This is a genomic window from Pseudomonas sp. BIGb0278 (assembly GCF_024809895.1).
Taxonomy (GTDB): Bacteria; Pseudomonadota; Gammaproteobacteria; order Pseudomonadales; family Pseudomonadaceae; genus Aquipseudomonas; species Aquipseudomonas shirazensis.
The window spans coordinates 201,457-216,686 of sequence record NZ_JANUEL010000008.1 but is presented as its reverse complement, the minus strand read 5'-3'; the positions used below and the strand labels follow the sequence as shown (position 1 = coordinate 216,686).

The 15,230-nt window shown below is 60.4% G+C and carries 14 protein-coding genes and 2 tRNA genes; 1 reads left to right on the top strand and 15 read right to left on the bottom strand.

All coding sequences use genetic code 11. The features are described from left to right. Position 1: 1 nt before the first annotated feature. The 9 genes from rimP to rlmE form a co-directional block, all read right to left on the bottom strand. The gene (gene rimP, locus M2396_RS22780; RefSeq protein ID WP_150571338.1) at positions 2-460 is read right to left on the bottom strand and encodes a ribosome maturation factor RimP; all 459 of its coding nucleotides are present in this window, start codon (positions 458-460) and stop codon (positions 2-4) included. Positions 461-590: 130 nt separating this feature from the next. Further along, a tRNA-Met gene (locus tag M2396_RS22775) sits at positions 591-667 on the bottom strand. A 98-nt stretch (positions 668-765) separates the two neighbouring features. Then, positions 766-851: transfer RNA gene (locus M2396_RS22770), tRNA-Leu, on the bottom strand. Between the two features lie 21 nt (positions 852-872). Next, positions 873-1,265 (bottom strand): preprotein translocase subunit SecG, encoded by a 393-nt coding sequence (secG, locus tag M2396_RS22765; protein ID WP_101322157.1) that lies wholly within the window; start codon positions 1,263-1,265, stop codon positions 873-875. A 4-nt stretch (positions 1,266-1,269) separates the two neighbouring features. After that, positions 1,270-2,025 (bottom strand): triose-phosphate isomerase, encoded by a 756-nt coding sequence (gene tpiA, locus M2396_RS22760; RefSeq protein ID WP_101322158.1) that lies wholly within the window; start codon positions 2,023-2,025, stop codon positions 1,270-1,272. 66 nt (positions 2,026-2,091) lie between these two features. Next, complete coding sequence (gene glmM, locus M2396_RS22755) at positions 2,092-3,432, bottom strand: phosphoglucosamine mutase (RefSeq protein ID WP_101322159.1); 1,341 nt, start codon at positions 3,430-3,432, stop codon at positions 2,092-2,094. Between the two features lie 16 nt (positions 3,433-3,448). Further along, positions 3,449-4,300, bottom strand: coding sequence for a dihydropteroate synthase (gene folP, locus M2396_RS22750; RefSeq protein WP_259078866.1), 852 nt, complete (start codon positions 4,298-4,300; stop codon positions 3,449-3,451). Between the two features lie 8 nt (positions 4,301-4,308). Then, the gene (gene ftsH, locus M2396_RS22745) at positions 4,309-6,219 is read right to left on the bottom strand and encodes an ATP-dependent zinc metalloprotease FtsH (protein ID WP_150572261.1); all 1,911 of its coding nucleotides are present in this window, start codon (positions 6,217-6,219) and stop codon (positions 4,309-4,311) included. Positions 6,220-6,423: 204 nt separating this feature from the next. Then, positions 6,424-7,050 (bottom strand): 23S rRNA (uridine(2552)-2'-O)-methyltransferase RlmE, encoded by a 627-nt coding sequence (rlmE, locus tag M2396_RS22740; protein ID WP_101322162.1) that lies wholly within the window; start codon positions 7,048-7,050, stop codon positions 6,424-6,426. Positions 7,051-7,152: 102 nt separating this feature from the next. Between rlmE and yhbY the strand changes: the two genes are divergently transcribed. Continuing rightward, positions 7,153-7,461: a ribosome assembly RNA-binding protein YhbY gene (gene yhbY / locus M2396_RS22735; protein ID WP_101322163.1), complete on the top strand. Its 309-nt coding sequence runs from the start codon at positions 7,153-7,155 to the stop codon at positions 7,459-7,461. Positions 7,462-7,473: 12 nt separating this feature from the next. On the opposite strand, the gene M2396_RS22730 is transcribed toward yhbY, so the two are convergent. The 6 genes from M2396_RS22730 to dnaJ form a co-directional block, all read right to left on the bottom strand. Further along, entirely contained in the window at positions 7,474-7,923 is a 450-nt protein-coding gene (locus tag M2396_RS22730) for an MFS transporter (protein ID WP_101322164.1), read from the bottom strand. Beyond that, positions 7,901-8,383, bottom strand: a complete 483-nt coding sequence (greA, locus tag M2396_RS22725) for a transcription elongation factor GreA (RefSeq protein ID WP_178080796.1) — start codon at positions 8,381-8,383, stop codon at positions 7,901-7,903. The genes M2396_RS22730 and greA overlap by 23 nt, the downstream gene beginning before the upstream one ends. Next, positions 8,380-11,601: a carbamoyl-phosphate synthase large subunit gene (gene carB / locus M2396_RS22720; protein ID WP_259078863.1), complete on the bottom strand. Its 3,222-nt coding sequence runs from the start codon at positions 11,599-11,601 to the stop codon at positions 8,380-8,382. The genes greA and carB overlap by 4 nt, the downstream gene beginning before the upstream one ends. A gap of 109 nt (positions 11,602-11,710) precedes the next feature. Next, positions 11,711-12,847: a glutamine-hydrolyzing carbamoyl-phosphate synthase small subunit gene (gene carA, locus M2396_RS22715; protein WP_101322166.1), complete on the bottom strand. Its 1,137-nt coding sequence runs from the start codon at positions 12,845-12,847 to the stop codon at positions 11,711-11,713. Positions 12,848-13,146: 299 nt separating this feature from the next. Continuing rightward, positions 13,147-13,953 (bottom strand): 4-hydroxy-tetrahydrodipicolinate reductase, encoded by an 807-nt coding sequence (gene dapB / locus M2396_RS22710; RefSeq protein WP_103438608.1) that lies wholly within the window; start codon positions 13,951-13,953, stop codon positions 13,147-13,149. A 13-nt stretch (positions 13,954-13,966) separates the two neighbouring features. Further along, entirely contained in the window at positions 13,967-15,091 is a 1,125-nt protein-coding gene (dnaJ, locus tag M2396_RS22705) for a molecular chaperone DnaJ (protein ID WP_101322168.1), read from the bottom strand. Positions 15,092-15,230 lie beyond the last annotated feature (139 nt).

Sequence of the window (15,230 nt, the reverse complement as noted above, 5' to 3'; positions counted from 1 at the left end):
CTCAGTCAAAACTGGGAATAATATTGGCCTTTTCGATCGAGTCGATCGGTAGCAGGAACTCTTGATCATCGACCTGGACGATCACATCCTGTTCCTCCACGCCGCGGAGAAGGCCCTGGAAGTTGCGACGACCCTCGAAGGGTGAACGCAGCTTGATCTTCACTTGTTCGCCGGCATGCGAGGCATACTGTTCAAGCGTGAACAGTGGGCGTTCCATGCCAGGAGAGGACACCTCGAGGGTATATTCGGAAGTGATTGGGTCTTCGACATCGAGAACGCCGCTGACCTGACGACTGACAATTGCGCAGTCATCCACCAGCACGCCGCCTTCCTTGTCGATATAGACACGCAAGACCGAATGCTTGCCCTGGGCGATGAATTCCACCCCCCAGCATTGATAGCCCAGACCCTCGACAACCGGGGCCAACAAGGCCTGCAACTGTTCTAGCTTGCTCGACACCTGAACCCCCTCGTGCATGCTGTGCAAATAAAAAATGGGCGAAGCGCCCATCCCTGAAAGCGCCGTTGGACAACGACGCCAAAACTGTTCGGCTAGCAAAAAGCCCCTGAAAAGGGGCTCCGCTCAAAACTGGTTGCGGGGGCTGGATTTGAACCAACGACCTTCGGGTTATGAGCCCGACGAGCTACCAAGCTGCTCCACCCCGCGACAAAGCTGGGGCGAAAGTATAAGACTGAACCCCTGGCGGGGTCAATCAGACTTCCACCGACAAGAAAGCCCGCTAAAGCGGGCTCTCTTGCTTCAATTGGTACCGAGAAGGGGACTCGAACCCCTACACCCTATGGGCACAACCACCTCAAGGTTGCGTGTCTACCAATTCCACCACCTCGGCAATACTACAATTTGAAACCCGTTACTTCTGCTCTTCGGTTGGAGGAACTACATCACCCGCTGGGGCAGTGTTGCTCTTCTGTTCCTGGAGCACCGGTACATCATCATTAACTGCCGGCTTAGGCTGCTGAACTTCCAATACTGCTGGATTTGGCAAACCTGCTTGAGTCAGCTCGTGAGCCTTCTCCTTTGCGAAGTATCCTAACCCAAGTGCAGTTAAAAAGAAAGTGGCAGCGAGTACAGCAGTGAATTTACTTAGGAAGGTTGCCGAGCCCTGGCTTCCGAACACAGTGTTTGAGGCCCCTGCGCCGAAAGATGCTCCTGCTTCTGCACCCTTACCTTGTTGCAACAAGACCAACGCTACCAACGACAGCGCAGCCAACAGATGAAAAACAACTACGACGGTTTCAATCATTTGATCAGTGTCCTGCGGCGCGACAAATTGCACCGAATTCGTCTGCGTTCAGGGAAGCTCCACCAATGAGCCCCCCATCGATGTCCGGCATGCCGAACAGTTCGGCCGCATTGGCCGCTTTCACGCTACCGCCGTAGAGAAGTCGCATATTATCAGCAACTTCCGCGTCCAGCACCTGCAATTGAGCGCGGATGGCAGCGTGCACATCCTGAGCTTGTTGCGGCGTGGCCGTCAAACCTGTGCCAATCGCCCAAACAGGCTCATAAGCAATTACCGCATTGGCCAAAGCCTTAACACCGCACGCGTCGATGATACTGCTTAGTTGACGCCCAACAACTTCAAGCGTCTTGCCCGCTTCACGCTCTTCGAGGGTTTCCCCTACACAGAGCACTGGCGTTAAACCACCAGCCTGTGCCGCTGCAAACTTGCGATTGAGCACTTCATCTGTTTCGCCAATGATCTGACGACGCTCCGAGTGACCAATCAACACCAACTTGCAACCGACTTCAGCCCACTGACTCGGTGCAACTTCGCCGGTCAGCGCGCCTTGCTCAGGCTGTATAGCAGAATTCTGTGCACCTACGGTAATCCCTTTACCCTGCAGGCCGTTAATCACCTCAGTGACAAACAGCGCGGGTGGAAATACCGCAACTTCGACACCGGCTGGCAAGGACAAATTGCCCAAGCCTTCGGTCAGCTCAGCGACGCTAGCGCGGGTACCATGCATCTTCCAGTTACCAGCTACCATGGGGCGACGCATGCTTTACCTCGTCGGTCAAAGTGGGCGCAGATCTTACCCAACCAGATCTGCGCTGGCAAGGGCCTTTCAAGCACAAACTTCAGCAACCACCTTGGCCAGGGCTTCGGCATGGCCGCGGACCTGACTTTCGTCGTCACCTTCGACCATGACCCGCACCAGCGGCTCGGTGCCGGACTTGCGCAGTAACACACGGCCACGACCAGCCATCGCCTCGGTCGCCTTGGCACTGGCTTCGATCACTGCCGGGTGCTCCAGTGGGTCGGCCTGGCCAGCGGCAAAGCGCACGTTGATCAACACCTGTGGGCACTTGCGCAGGGCCTGACGGGTTTGCGCCAGGTTCTCGCCGCGGCGCTTGAGCGCCATCAGTACCTGCAGCGCTGCGATGATCGCGTCGCCAGTGCTGGTGTGGTTGCAGCACACCACGTGACCGGAGTTTTCGCCGCCGATCAGCCAGTCGCGCTCGGTCAGCTCGGCCATCACGTAACGGTCACCGACCTTGGCCCGCACGAACGGGATGTCCAGATCCTTGAGGGCCAGCTCCAGGCCGAGGTTGCTCATCAGGGTACCGACCACCCCGCCCTGCAGCTTGTTACGCTCCTGCAGGTCTCTGGCGATGATGAACAGCAACTCGTCGCCATCGACGATGGCCCCGGTGTGGTCGACCATCAGCACGCGGTCGCCGTCACCATCGAAGGCAATGCCCAGATCGGCATGACCGACCAGCACCGCCGCCTGCAGCGACTCAATGTGCGTCGAGCCGCAGTTGAGGTTGATGTTGAGCCCGTTCGGCTCGGCATGCAGCACGGTGACATCCGCCCCCAGCTCACGGAACACGCTTGGCGCGACCTTGTAGGTGGCACCGTGGGCGCAGTCGATGACCAGCTTGAGGCCTTCGAAACTGGTGCTGCTGGGCACGCTGCTCTTGCAGAATTCGATGTACCGACCGGCAGCGTCGTTGATGCGCGAAACCTTGCCCAGCTTGCTCGACTCGACTACCTGCATCGGCTGATCGAGCAGCTCTTCGATCATCAGCTCAACTTCGTCAGGCAGCTTGGTGCCCTGGCCGGAGAAGAACTTGATGCCGTTGTCGTCGTGCGGATTGTGCGAAGCACTGATGACGATCCCCGCCTCGGCGTGGAAGGTGCGGGTCAGGTAGGCGATGGCCGGAGTCGGCATCGGCCCGAGCAGCATCACATCGGCGCCGGCCGCAGACAACCCGGCCTCCAGCGCAGACTCGAACATGTAACCGGAAATCCGCGTGTCCTTGCCCACCAGCACGCGGCAGGCGCCCTGCTTGCGGAAGGCCATGCCGGCCGCCCAGCCAAGCTTGAGCATGAAGTCAGGAGTAATCGGAGCGACGCCAACGCGACCGCGGATACCATCGGTACCAAAGTATTTTTTGCTCATAGGAACTCCAATGTTCTTATTCGGCGTTTTGCACGGCAGCGATCATGCGCACCACGTCGACGGTCTCAGCCACATCATGCACACGCAGGATGCTTGCACCCTTGGTCATGGCCAGCGCGGCCAGGGCCAGGCTGCCATACAAGCGCTCACCGACCGGGCGATTCAAGGCCAGGCCGATCATGCTCTTGCGCGAGACACCGACCAGTAACGGCCGCCCCAGGCGATAGAGCGCTTCCATGTGCTTGAACAGGCTGAGGTTGTGATCCAGCGTCTTGGCGAAACCGAAACCGGGGTCGAGCACGAGGCGCTCGGCACTGATTCCAGCCGCGGCACAGGCGGCCATACGCTGCTCAAGGTAACGCGTCACGTCGACGGTCACGTCGTCGTAATGCGGGTTGTTCTGCATGTTGTCTGGGTCGCCGCGCATGTGCATCAGACACACCGGCAGGCCGGTCGCGGCGGCAGCGTCGAGTGCCCCATCACGCTCCAGCGCGCGCACATCGTTGATCAGCCCGGCCCCAAGCCTGGCTGACTCACGCATCACTGCGGGCGTTGAGGTATCGACCGAGATCACCACATCGAGGCGGCTGCTGATTGCCTCGACCATGGGCGCAACGCGCTCGAGCTCTTCGGTAACCGATACCGCACGGGCACCCGGACGAGTCGACTCGCCACCGATGTCGATCAGGCTTGCGCCGGCGGCGACCATGGCTTCTGCATGACGCAGGGCCTCGTCGCGCTGGCTGAAGCGACCGCCATCGGAGAACGAATCAGGGGTGACATTGAGGATACCCATGACATGGGTATGCGACAAATCAAGAACCCGGTTGCCGCAAGGCAACCGGGTCGGGTACAGCTGTGAGGTCATGATAAACCTTAGATTTGAGCCGCTGGACCGCCGATCGGCGACTCCGGACGATCATCCTGGGAGGCCGACGTACCCGATGGACCGGTATCGTTGTTATCCCAATCACGAGGTTCACGCGGAGTACGGCCATTCATGATGTCGTCGATCTGATCGGCATCGATGGTTTCGTACTTCATCAAGGCCTCGGCCATGGCGTCGAGCTTGTCGCGATTATCGGTGAGGATCTGCTTGGCCGTGGCGTAGCAGTGGTCGATGATGCTGCGCACTTCAGAGTCGATCAGCTTGGCGGTTTCGCCGGAAACGCTGGTCTGCTGTGCACCGGCACTGCGCCCAAGGAACACTTCGCCATCTTCTTCGGCGTACATCAGCGGGCCGAGCTTTTCCGACAGGCCCCACTTGGTAACCATGTTACGAGCGATCTGGCTGGCACGCATGATGTCGTTGGAGGCACCGGTGGTGACGCCATCGAAGCCCAGGGTCATCTCCTCGGCGATACGGCCGCCGTACAGCGAGCAGATCTGGCTGATCAGGGCACGCTTGGACAGGCTGTAACGGTCTTCCTCAGGGAGGAACATGGTCACACCCAGGGCACGGCCACGCGGAATGATCGAGACCTTGTAGACCGGGTCATGCTCAGGCACGACGCGACCAACGATGGCGTGACCGGCTTCGTGGAAGGCCGTGTTGCGCTTCTCTTTCTCGGACATGACCATGGTTTTGCGCTCGGCGCCCATCATGATCTTGTCTTTGGCCAGCTCGAATTCTTTCATCTCGATGACGCGCTTGCTCGAACGTGCGGCAAACAGCGCGGCTTCGTTGACCAGGTTGGCCAGGTCGGCACCGGAGAAGCCTGGAGTACCACGGGCGATCACACCGGCATTGACGTTGTCGCCAATCGGCGCTTTGCGCATGTGCACCTTGAGGATCTGCTCACGGCCACGGATGTCCGGCAGACCCACCACAACCTGACGGTCGAAACGACCAGGACGCAGCAGCGCCGGGTCAAGCACGTCAGGGCGGTTGGTTGCAGCAATGACGATGATGCCATCGTTGCCTTCAAAGCCGTCCATCTCGACCAGCAACTGGTTGAGGGTCTGCTCACGCTCGTCGTGACCACCACCCATGCCGGCGCCACGGTGGCGACCGACGGCATCGATTTCGTCGATGAAGATGATGCACGGCGCGTGTTTTTTAGCTTGCTCGAACATGTCGCGAACACGGCTCGCACCGACACCCACGAACATTTCGACAAAGTCAGAACCGGAAATGGTGAAGAACGGTACTTTGGCTTCACCGGCAATGGCCTTGGCCAGCAGGGTTTTACCGGTACCTGGTGGGCCTACCATCAGCACGCCACGCGGGATACGGCCGCCCAGGCGCTGGAACTTGCCCGGATCGCGCAGGAACTCGACCAGCTCGCCGACTTCTTCCTTGGCCTCGTCGCAACCGGCGACGTCAGCCAAGGTGGTTTTGACCTGATCTTCCGACAGCAGCCGCGCCTTGCTCTTGCCAAAGCTCATCGGCCCGCCCTTGCCACCGGCACCGCCCTGCATCTGGCGCATGAAGAACATGAACACCGCGATGATCACCAAGATCGGGAAGCTGGCAACCAGCAGTTGAGTCCAGATGCTTTGCTGCTCAGGCTGCTTGCCTTCAACAACCACGTTGTTGTTGACCAGGTCACCGATCAGGCCGTTGTCGGCGATGGCCGGACGCACGGTCTTGAAGGTGTCGCCGTCAGAGCGCTTGCCGGTAATGATGGCGCCGTCGACGGTGACGCGCTCGACCTTACCGTCCTTGACCTGCTGAATGAAGTCAGAATAGTTGAGGGTTTGCGGCTCGTTCGGGCTGGAGAAGTTGTTCATCACCGTCACAAGGACGGCAGCGATGATCAACCACAGGATCAGATTCTTTGCCATGTCGTTCAATTAGCTACCCTCTGAGGCCGGCGCAACGACGCAGCCGTGCCTCGCATGATATTCATCGCCCTAACTTACTACATTACCTGCGCAACCGCAGGCACCGTCTGTAACCCTTTGTGAAACCAGACTACACGAAGTTCGGACGATCCTGACGCAGCGGCTGATTGGATTTACCTATCGGCAGCTGCTCAAGCCGCTATCTCACGCCCCTTTGAAGCCTTTAGCCACCATGTATTGCTCACGGGAGCGATCTCGGGACGAGCTCGGCTTGCGCATCTGTACCTTGTCGAATTTGCGACGCACGTCTTTGAGGAACACATCAAAACCTTCACCCTGGAAGATCTTGATCACGAAATCTCCGCCTGGGCGCAACACCCGGGTGCTCAGATCAAGCGCCAATTCGCAGAGGAACATGGCTTTGGGCATGTCTACCTCAGGCGTACCACTCATGTTGGGGGCCATATCGGAAATCACAAGGTCCACATGCGAATCACCTACCGCGGCAAGAATGCTCTGCAGTACCGAATCCTCGGTAAAGTCGCCGTGAATGAAGGTGACATCCGGGATCGAGTCCATCTCGAGAATGTCGGACGCGATCAGGCGGCCCTTGCCACCAATCAGACGACTGGTCACCTGCGACCAGCCACCTGGCGCTGCGCCGAGGTCGATCACGCTCATGCCAGGACGGATCAAACGGTCCTTTTCCTGGATCTCCAGCAGTTTGTAGCTCGCACGCGAGCGGTAGCCGTCCTTCTGCGCCTGTTTGACGAAAGGATCGTTGAAATGCTCTGTCAGCCAGTTCTGGCTGCTTTTGGAACGCTGTACCAAGGGGCACCTCGATGAATAGCTTCGTGATTGACTGGGCGCAGCCACGGGCGCTCGGGTAAAATGGCTTCCAATTTTACAGAATCAGACGAAAAGGGTCAGATTATGCCGCTCAACAACGAGCAGAAGAAGCAGTACAAGTCTATTGGTCACGACCTCAAGCCGGTCCTGATTGTCGCCGGCAACGGTCTTAATGAAGGCGTGATCGCCGAACTGGATCGTGCTCTGGCTGACCATGAGCTGATCAAAGTCGAAATTCGCTCGGAAGATCGCGAAGAACGCAAAGCCGCTATCGCCGGGCTGTGCAAGGCTGGCCGTGCTGAGCTGGTGCAGACCATCGGCAAAAAAGCGCTGATCTACCGCAAGAATCCACAGCCAAACAAGCAACTCTCGAACATCCACCGCAACAAGTGACGGTGGCTCCGCTCAGCGGCGCGCCTGGCGCGCCCTGACCGGGACGGGCTGGGCTACCAGCACGATGCCGGAAAAGCCCAATACCAAAAAGCAGAACATCTGCCAGCGCTCACCTACGGATATACCGTAGCGTAGCGTGTAATAGCTGACGCAGGCAGCAAAGCCGAGCAACAACATCTGCCCGCGAAACTGCCGCCACCAGGCCGGCAGGCCATCGACCCTCGCCAGCACCGCCAGCTGCACCATCAAACCCAACCAGGCCACGCCGACCAACCAACGGTCGATCTGCGTTGCGACGTCCTGCACCAGCAACGGCGCAAGCCCGGTGACCTTGAGTGCGGGCACCAGCCCTACATGGAATACCCACAGGCCGCCGACCCAGAACACCTGGGACAGCTGCCAGAGAATCCCCTCGAGGGAAGGCGCCCGCAGGCGCCGATCAGATGTGTTTGACTTCGACAATCTCGTACTCGACCGTGCCGCTAGGCGTCTTGATCACGACAGTATCGCCTTCTTCCTTGGCGATGATGGCGCGAGCGATAGGTGCACCGACCGAGAGTTTGCCGAGTTTCACATTGGCTTCATCTTCACCAACGATCTGATACGTCACGCGCTCGTCGGTTTCGGTGTTGGCCAGCTCGACGGTGGTGCCGAAAATGACCTTGCCCGTATGCGGGATGGTCGTCACGTCGATCACCACGGCGTTTTGCAGGCGGCCTTCGATGTCGCGGATACGCGCCTCGACCATGCCCTGCTCCTCACGGGCGGCATGGTACTCGGCGTTTTCCTTGAGGTCGCCCAGCTCGCGCGCTTCACCAATCGCTTGGCTCAGGCGCGGACGCTCGGTCTTGCTCAGAAACAGATGCTCTTCTTCCAGGGCGCGAGCGCCCTGGACGGTCATCGGGTATTTGGTAATGCTCATGCTTTGAGTCCTGCATGCAGATCCTGCAAGCGCCGCACGGTCTTTTCAGGGCCGAACTTCAGCGCTTCACAGATGGCTTCACCGGCCGCAATGGTAGTGGTGCAGTAAATCTTGTGCTGCAGCGCATTGCGACGAATCGAATAGGAGTCGGCGATCGACTGGCGGCCTTCGGTGGTGTTGATGATCAGCGACACTTCGTCGTTCTTGATCATGTCGACCACGTGCGGACGACCTTCGGTCACTTTGTTCACGCGACGTACTTTCAGGCCAGCGGCTTCGATGAGCTTGGCGGTGCCGACGGTGGCAACCAGCTCAAAGCCGAGGTTGATCAGGTCGCGGGCAACGCCAGCCACCTGTGGCTTGTCGTCGTCACGTACGCTGATGAACGCAGTGCCGCCGGTTGGCAGTACTTCGCTGGCACCCATCTGGGCCTTGGCGAAGGCTTCACCGAAGCTGTCGCCGACACCCATGACTTCACCGGTGGATTTCATCTCAGGGCCGAGGATCGGGTCAACCCCTGGGAACTTGGCGAACGGGAACACCGCTTCCTTGACGCTATGGAAGTTAGGAATGATTTCCTTGGTGAAGCCGATTTCCTTGAGGGTCTTGCCGGCCATGACGCGGGCGGCAATCATCGCCAGCGAGGTGCCGATGCACTTGGACACGAACGGTACGGTACGCGAGGCGCGCGGGTTGACTTCGATCACGTAGATCTTGTCGCCCTGCAGGGCCAGCTGCACGTTCATCAGGCCAACCACGCCCAGTTCCAGTGCCATCTTCTTGACCTGCTCGCGCACTTCGTCCTGCACATGAGCCGGCAGCGAGTACGGCGGCAGCGAGCACGCCGAGTCACCGGAGTGAACGCCGGCCTGTTCGATATGCTGCATGATCGCGCCGATGACCACGTCGGTGCCGTCGCAGACCGCATCCACGTCCATCTCGATGGCGCAGTTGAGGAAGTGGTCGAGCAGCACCGGGCTGTCGTTGGACACTTGCACCGCTTCACGCAGGTAGCGCTTGAGCTCGTCCAGTTCGTAGACGATTTCCATGGCGCGGCCGCCAAGCACGTACGAAGGACGCACCACCAGCGGGTAACCGATCACGCCGGCAGCGCGGATCGCTTCTTCTTCGCTGCGCACGGTAGCGTTAGGCGGCTGCAGCAGGTTCAGGCGCTGCACCATCTGCTGGAAGCGCTCACGGTCTTCGGCGCGGTCGATGGCGTCAGGGCTGGTACCGATGATCGGCACGCCGGCTTCTTCCAGAGCGCGAGCCAGTTTCAGCGGAGTCTGGCCACCGTAGTGGACGATCACGCCTTTTGGCTTCTCGACCCGGCACACTTCCAGCACGTCTTCCAGCGTCAGCGGCTCGAAGTACAGGCGGTCGGAGGTGTCGTAGTCGGTGGAGACGGTTTCCGGGTTGCAGTTGACCATGATGGTCTCGTACCCGTCTTCACGCAGCGCCAGGGCTGCGTGTACGCAGCAGTAGTCGAACTCGATGCCTTGGCCGATACGGTTCGGGCCGCCACCGAGGATCATGATCTTGTCACGGGTCGACGGGTTGGCCTCGCACTCTTCCTCGTAGGTCGAGTACAGGTAGGCGGTGTCGGTGGCGAACTCGGCGGCGCAGGTGTCAACGCGCTTGTACACCGGGAACACTTCCAGCTTGTGGCGGTGGCGACGCAGGGTCTTGTCGGTAACACCCAGCAGTACAGCCAGGCGCTGGTCGGAGAAGCCCTTGCGCTTGAGGCGCAGCATCAGGTCTTTGTCGATGGCCGACAGGGCCAGGGTCTTGACCCTCTCTTCGTCCTTGATCAGGTCTTCCATCTGCACCAGGAACCAGTGGTCGATACCGGTCAGGGCGAAGATTTCGTCGCAGGTCATGCCCGAGCGCATGGCGTCGGCGACGTACCAGATACGCTCGGCGCCTGGAACGGTCAGCTCGCGCTTGAGGATGCTGGCGGCTTCAGGGCTGCTCAGGTCGACTTTCGGGTCGAGGCCGCACGCGCCGACTTCCAGGCCGCGCAGGGCTTTCTGCAGGGATTCCTGGAAGGTCCGGCCGATGGCCATGACTTCACCGACCGACTTCATCTGCGTGGTCAGGCGGGCGTCGGCTTTCGGGAATTTCTCGAAGGCGAAGCGCGGCAGCTTGGTCACGACGTAGTCGATCGACGGTTCGAACGACGCTGGGGTACGGCCGCCAGTGATGTCGTTGGTCAGCTCGTCGAGGGTGTAACCGACAGCCAGCTTGGCGGCGATCTTGGCGATCGGGAAGCCGGTGGCTTTCGAGGCCAGCGCCGAGGAACGGGAAACCCGTGGGTTCATCTCGATCACGACCATACGGCCGGTGTCCGGGCAGATACCGAACTGAACGTTGGAACCGCCGGTTTCGACACCAATTTCACGCAGCACCGCCAGCGAGGCGTTGCGCATGATCTGGTATTCCTTGTCGGTCAGGGTCTGTGCTGGCGCCACGGTGATCGAGTCACCGGTGTGCACGCCCATCGGATCGAAGTTTTCGATCGAGCAAACGATGATGCAGTTGTCCTTTTTGTCGCGGACAACTTCCATCTCGTACTCTTTCCAGCCGATCAGCGATTCGTCGATCAGCAGCTCTTTGGTCGGCGACAGGTCGAGGCCGCGCGCGCAGATTTCTTCGAACTCTTCACGGTTGTAGGCGATGCCGCCGCCAGTGCCGCCCATGGTGAACGACGGGCGAATGATGCACGGGAAGCCGAGCTTCTCGAGCACTGCGTTGGCTTCGTCCATGCTGTGGGCGATACCCGAACGCGGGCACTCAAGGCCGATGGCCTTCATGGCCTTGTCGAAGCGCGAGCGGTCTTCAGCCTTGTCGATGGTGTCGGCGTTGGCACCGATCATCTCTACGCCGAACTTCTCCAGAACGCCTTCGCGCTCCAGGTCCAAGGCGCAGTTCAGAGCGGTCTGGCCGCCCATGGTTGGCAGCAGCGCGTCCGGACGCTCGGTCTCGATGATCTTGGCAACGGTCTGCCACTTGATCGGCTCGATGTAGGTGGCGTCGGCCATGGCCGGGTCGGTCATGATGGTGGCTGGGTTGGAGTTCACCAGGATGACGCGATAGCCTTCCTCGCGCAGCGCTTTACACGCCTGGGCGCCGGAGTAGTCGAATTCGCAGGCCTGGCCGATAACGATCGGGCCAGCGCCGAGAATCAGGATGCTTTTAATGTCTGTACGTTTTGGCATTGGGTGCTCACTCAAATCCGCGGGTCAGTCGGCAAGCCGGCTTGAACATGCTCAGGTCAGGCGCTGCCGGACGCAGCCAGGGCTGGTCCGGGGCCTGGATGGCGAATGCTCAGCGGCGCTTGGCCATGGCATCGATGAAACGATCGAACAGCGGCGCGACGTCAGTCGGGCCTGGGCTTGCCTCAGGGTGACCCTGGAAGCTGAAGGCGCTCTTGTCGGTGCGCTCGATGCCCTGCAGGGTACCGTCGAACAGCGACTTGTGGATCGCCCGCACGTTGCCTGGCAGGGTCGCTTCGTCAACAGCAAAACCGTGGTTCTGGCTGGTGATCATGACAACGCCGGTGTCGAGGTCTTGCACTGGGTGGTTGGCACCGTGGTGGCCGTGACCCATTTTCACCGTCTTGGCGCCGGAGGCCAGGGCCAGCAGCTGGTGGCCGAGGCAGATGCCGAACACCGGAATCTCGGTCTCGAGCACTTCCTTGATCGCCTGGATGGCGTAGTCGCATGGCTCAGGATCGCCTGGGCCGTTGGACAGGAACACGCCGTCCGGATTGAGCGCGAGGACTTCGCTGGCCGGCGTTTGCGCAGGCACTACGGTCACCCGGCAGCCACGCGCAACCAGCATGCGCAGGATGTTCAGCTTGACGCCGTAGTCGAAGGCGACCACGTGGTACGGCAGGTCGGCAGCGGCGATTTCGGCATGGTCGTTGGTTTTCAGGTCCCACACGCTGGAGCGCCACTCGTAACGCGCTTTGGTGGAAACTTCTTTGGCCAGGTCCATGCCCTTCAGGCCCGGGAAGCCGCGGGCAGCTGCGATGGCGGCTTCTTCGCTGATGTTGTCACCGGCCAGGATGCAGCCGTTCTGAGCGCCCTTCTCACGCAGGATGCGGGTCAGGCGACGGGTGTCGATGCCAGCGATGGCAACCACGTTGTGCTCTTTCAGGTACTCGGACAGCGACTGGGTCTTGCGCCAGTTGCTGGCAACCAGCGGCAGGTCACGGATGACCAGGCCAGCCGACCAGACGCGGTCGGATTCTGCGTCGCCCGGGTTGGTGCCGGTGTTACCGATGTGCGGGTAAGTCAGGGTAACGATTTGCTGGGCGTAGGAAGGGTCTGTAAGAATTTCCTGGTAGCCGGTCATAGCGGTGTTGAACACCACCTCTCCAACAGTCTGGCCGTCGGCACCGATGGCTTCACCGCGAAAAATGCTGCCATCAGCAAGGGCGAGTATGGCTGGCTTAGTCAAGAAGACCTCCCGTAAATAAAGCCTGAAAGGGCGATCGCAGGTTGCAAAAAAGCGGAGTGACGTATGGACACGTCACCCCGCTTCATGTGCTGAATATCTCTGCGCGCTTTTAGTGAACACACTAAAGCTGTAGCTTACAGAAATTGATGATTTTGGTCTACCGCGCATGTGTCGAAAATGCACACCAATGCGACAGGCACTTTAATTCCGAGTTGGACCCTTCGCGGGTAAACCCGCTGCCACAGGGATCGCTGTGGGAGCGGGTTTACCCGCGAAGCAGACGCCGCCGACCTTGCTGATCAGTGCAGTTCGAGCACATCCTGCATGTCGTACAAACCTGGCGCACGCCCGTCCAGCCACAACGCTGCACGCACCGCGCCCTTGGCGAAGGTCATGCGGCTCGAGGCCTTGTGGGTGATCTCGACGCGCTCGCCATCAGCGGCAAACAGCACCGTGTGATCGCCAACGATGTCACCCGCACGCACGGTAGCAAAACCAATGGTCTTGCGATCACGCGCGCCGGTCTGGCCTTCACGGCCATACACCGCCACTTCCTGCAGATCACGACCCAGCGCCTGAGCAACCACTTCACCCATGCGCAGCGCGGTACCCGACGGTGCATCGACCTTGTGCCGGTGATGCGCTTCGCTGATCTCGATGTCGACCTCGTCACCCATCACCCGGGCAGCGATGTCGAGCAGCTTCAGGCACAGGTTGACGCCAACACTGAAGTTGGCAGCAAACACGATCGGGATGTCTTTACCGGCTTCGGCCAGCAGCAGTTTCTCTTCTGCCGAGAACCCGGTCGTACCAATGACCATGGCCTTGCCCGCCTTGCGGCAGAACGCCAGGTTCTTCAGGGTCACCGACGGGTGCGTAAAGTCGATCAGCACGTCGAACTCATCGGCGACCTTGGCCAGGTCACCCGAGATGGTCACACCGATCCGACCCAGCGCCGCCAATTCGCCTGCGTCAGCGCCGACCAGCGAGCTGTCGGGCTTGTCGATGGCGGCCGTGAGGCCGGCGCTTGGCGCCTGTTGCTGCACAGCCTCGACGAGGATCTTGCCCATCCGCCCTGCTGCACCCATTACCGCAATACGTCGCATAGCCTGTTCCTTGTCAGAGATCGCCGAAGAAGCGCTTCACACCCTCGAACCAACCGTTGGCCTTGGGCGAATGGGAGCTGTCACCTTCGAGCGAGTCACGCAGCTCTTCGAGCAGCTCACGCTGACGACGGCTGAGGTTGACCGGGGTTTCCACCGCGACCCGGCACAGCAGGTCACCAGCACCACCGCCACGCACCGGCGCGACGCCCTTGCCACGCAAGCGGAACTGCTTGCCGGTCTGGGTGCCTTCAGGGATCCTCAGTTTGACCCGACCATCCAGAGTCGGCACCTCCAGCTCGCCACCCAGGGCGGCATCGGTGTAGCTGATCGGTACTTCGCAGTACAGATGCTTGCCGTCACGCTGGAAGATCGCGTGCTCACGCACGTTGATCACCACATACAGGTCGCCAGTCGGGCCGCCATGGGCACCCGCCTCGCCTTCGCCGGACAGGCGAATGCGGTCGCCGGTATCGACCCCAGCCGGAACCTTGACCGACAGCGTCTTGTACTCTTCGACACGGCCTTCGCCGTGGCACGAACCGCACGGGTCGGTGATGATCTTGCCCTGGCCATGGCAGCGCGGGCAGGTCTGCTGCACCGAGAAGAAGCCCTGCTGCATGCGCACCTGGCCGATACCGCCGCAGGTGGGGCAGGTCGACGGGGTCGAGCCCTTCTTCGCGCCACTGCCGTCGCACGGCTCGCAGTTGACCAGCGTCGGTACACGGATGTTGACCGTTGTGCCGCGCACGGCTTCTTCCAGGTTCAGCTCGAGGGTGTAGCGCAGGTCGCTGCCGCGTGCGGCGCCACCACGGCCACCACCCCGGCTGCCGCCGAAGAAGTCGCTGAACACATCACCAAAGATGTCAGAGAAGTTGGCGCCACCGAAGCCTGCACCGCCGCCGCCCATGCTTGGGTCGACACCAGCGTGACCGTATTGGTCGAACGCTGCGCGCTTGCTCGCATCAGACAGCACTTCGTAGGCCTCGTTGGCCTCCTTGAACATGTCTTCGGATTCTTTGTCGCCCGGGTTACGGTCCGGGTGGTACTTCATCGCCAGTCGGCGGTAGGCCTTTTTGAGGTCACCTTCACTGGCGCCGCGCTCGACCCCCAGGACCTCATAATAATCACGCTTGGACATAGGTCATTTGCACTCTTGTGGGCGTTCGGCAAAGCTCTGCGCGTTCCGCGCCGTGCCGCCAGCACCTGCCGCTACACATGACTCATGCGCCCTGACAGATGCTGTAAAAATTCTCGTATTCCAGACACACCAACGCGGG

What these genes read in the sequence shown, in the direction of transcription:
- ftsH (WP_150572261.1), bottom strand. Translation starts at nt 6,219, where the DNA reads ATGGCAAAGAATCTGATCCTGTGGTTGATCATCGCTGCCGTCCTTGTG.
- dapB (WP_103438608.1), bottom strand. Translation starts at nt 13,953, where the DNA reads ATGCGACGTATTGCGGTAATGGGTGCAGCAGGGCGGATGGGCAAGATC.
- secG (WP_101322157.1), bottom strand. Translation starts at nt 1,265, where the DNA reads ATGATTGAAACCGTCGTAGTTGTTTTTCATCTGTTGGCTGCGCTGTCG.
- folP (WP_259078866.1), bottom strand. Translation starts at nt 4,300, where the DNA reads ATGACCTCACAGCTGTACCCGACCCGGTTGCCTTGCGGCAACCGGGTT.
- greA (WP_178080796.1), bottom strand. Translation starts at nt 8,383, where the DNA reads ATGAGCATTACCAAATACCCGATGACCGTCCAGGGCGCTCGCGCCCTG.
- carB (WP_259078863.1), bottom strand. Translation starts at nt 11,601, where the DNA reads ATGCCAAAACGTACAGACATTAAAAGCATCCTGATTCTCGGCGCTGGC.
- dnaJ (WP_101322168.1), bottom strand. Translation starts at nt 15,091, where the DNA reads ATGTCCAAGCGTGATTATTATGAGGTCCTGGGGGTCGAGCGCGGCGCC.
- glmM (WP_101322159.1), bottom strand. Translation starts at nt 3,432, where the DNA reads ATGAGCAAAAAATACTTTGGTACCGATGGTATCCGCGGTCGCGTTGGC.
- yhbY (WP_101322163.1), top strand. Translation starts at nt 7,153, where the DNA reads ATGCCGCTCAACAACGAGCAGAAGAAGCAGTACAAGTCTATTGGTCAC.
- tpiA (WP_101322158.1), bottom strand. Translation starts at nt 2,025, where the DNA reads ATGCGTCGCCCCATGGTAGCTGGTAACTGGAAGATGCATGGTACCCGC.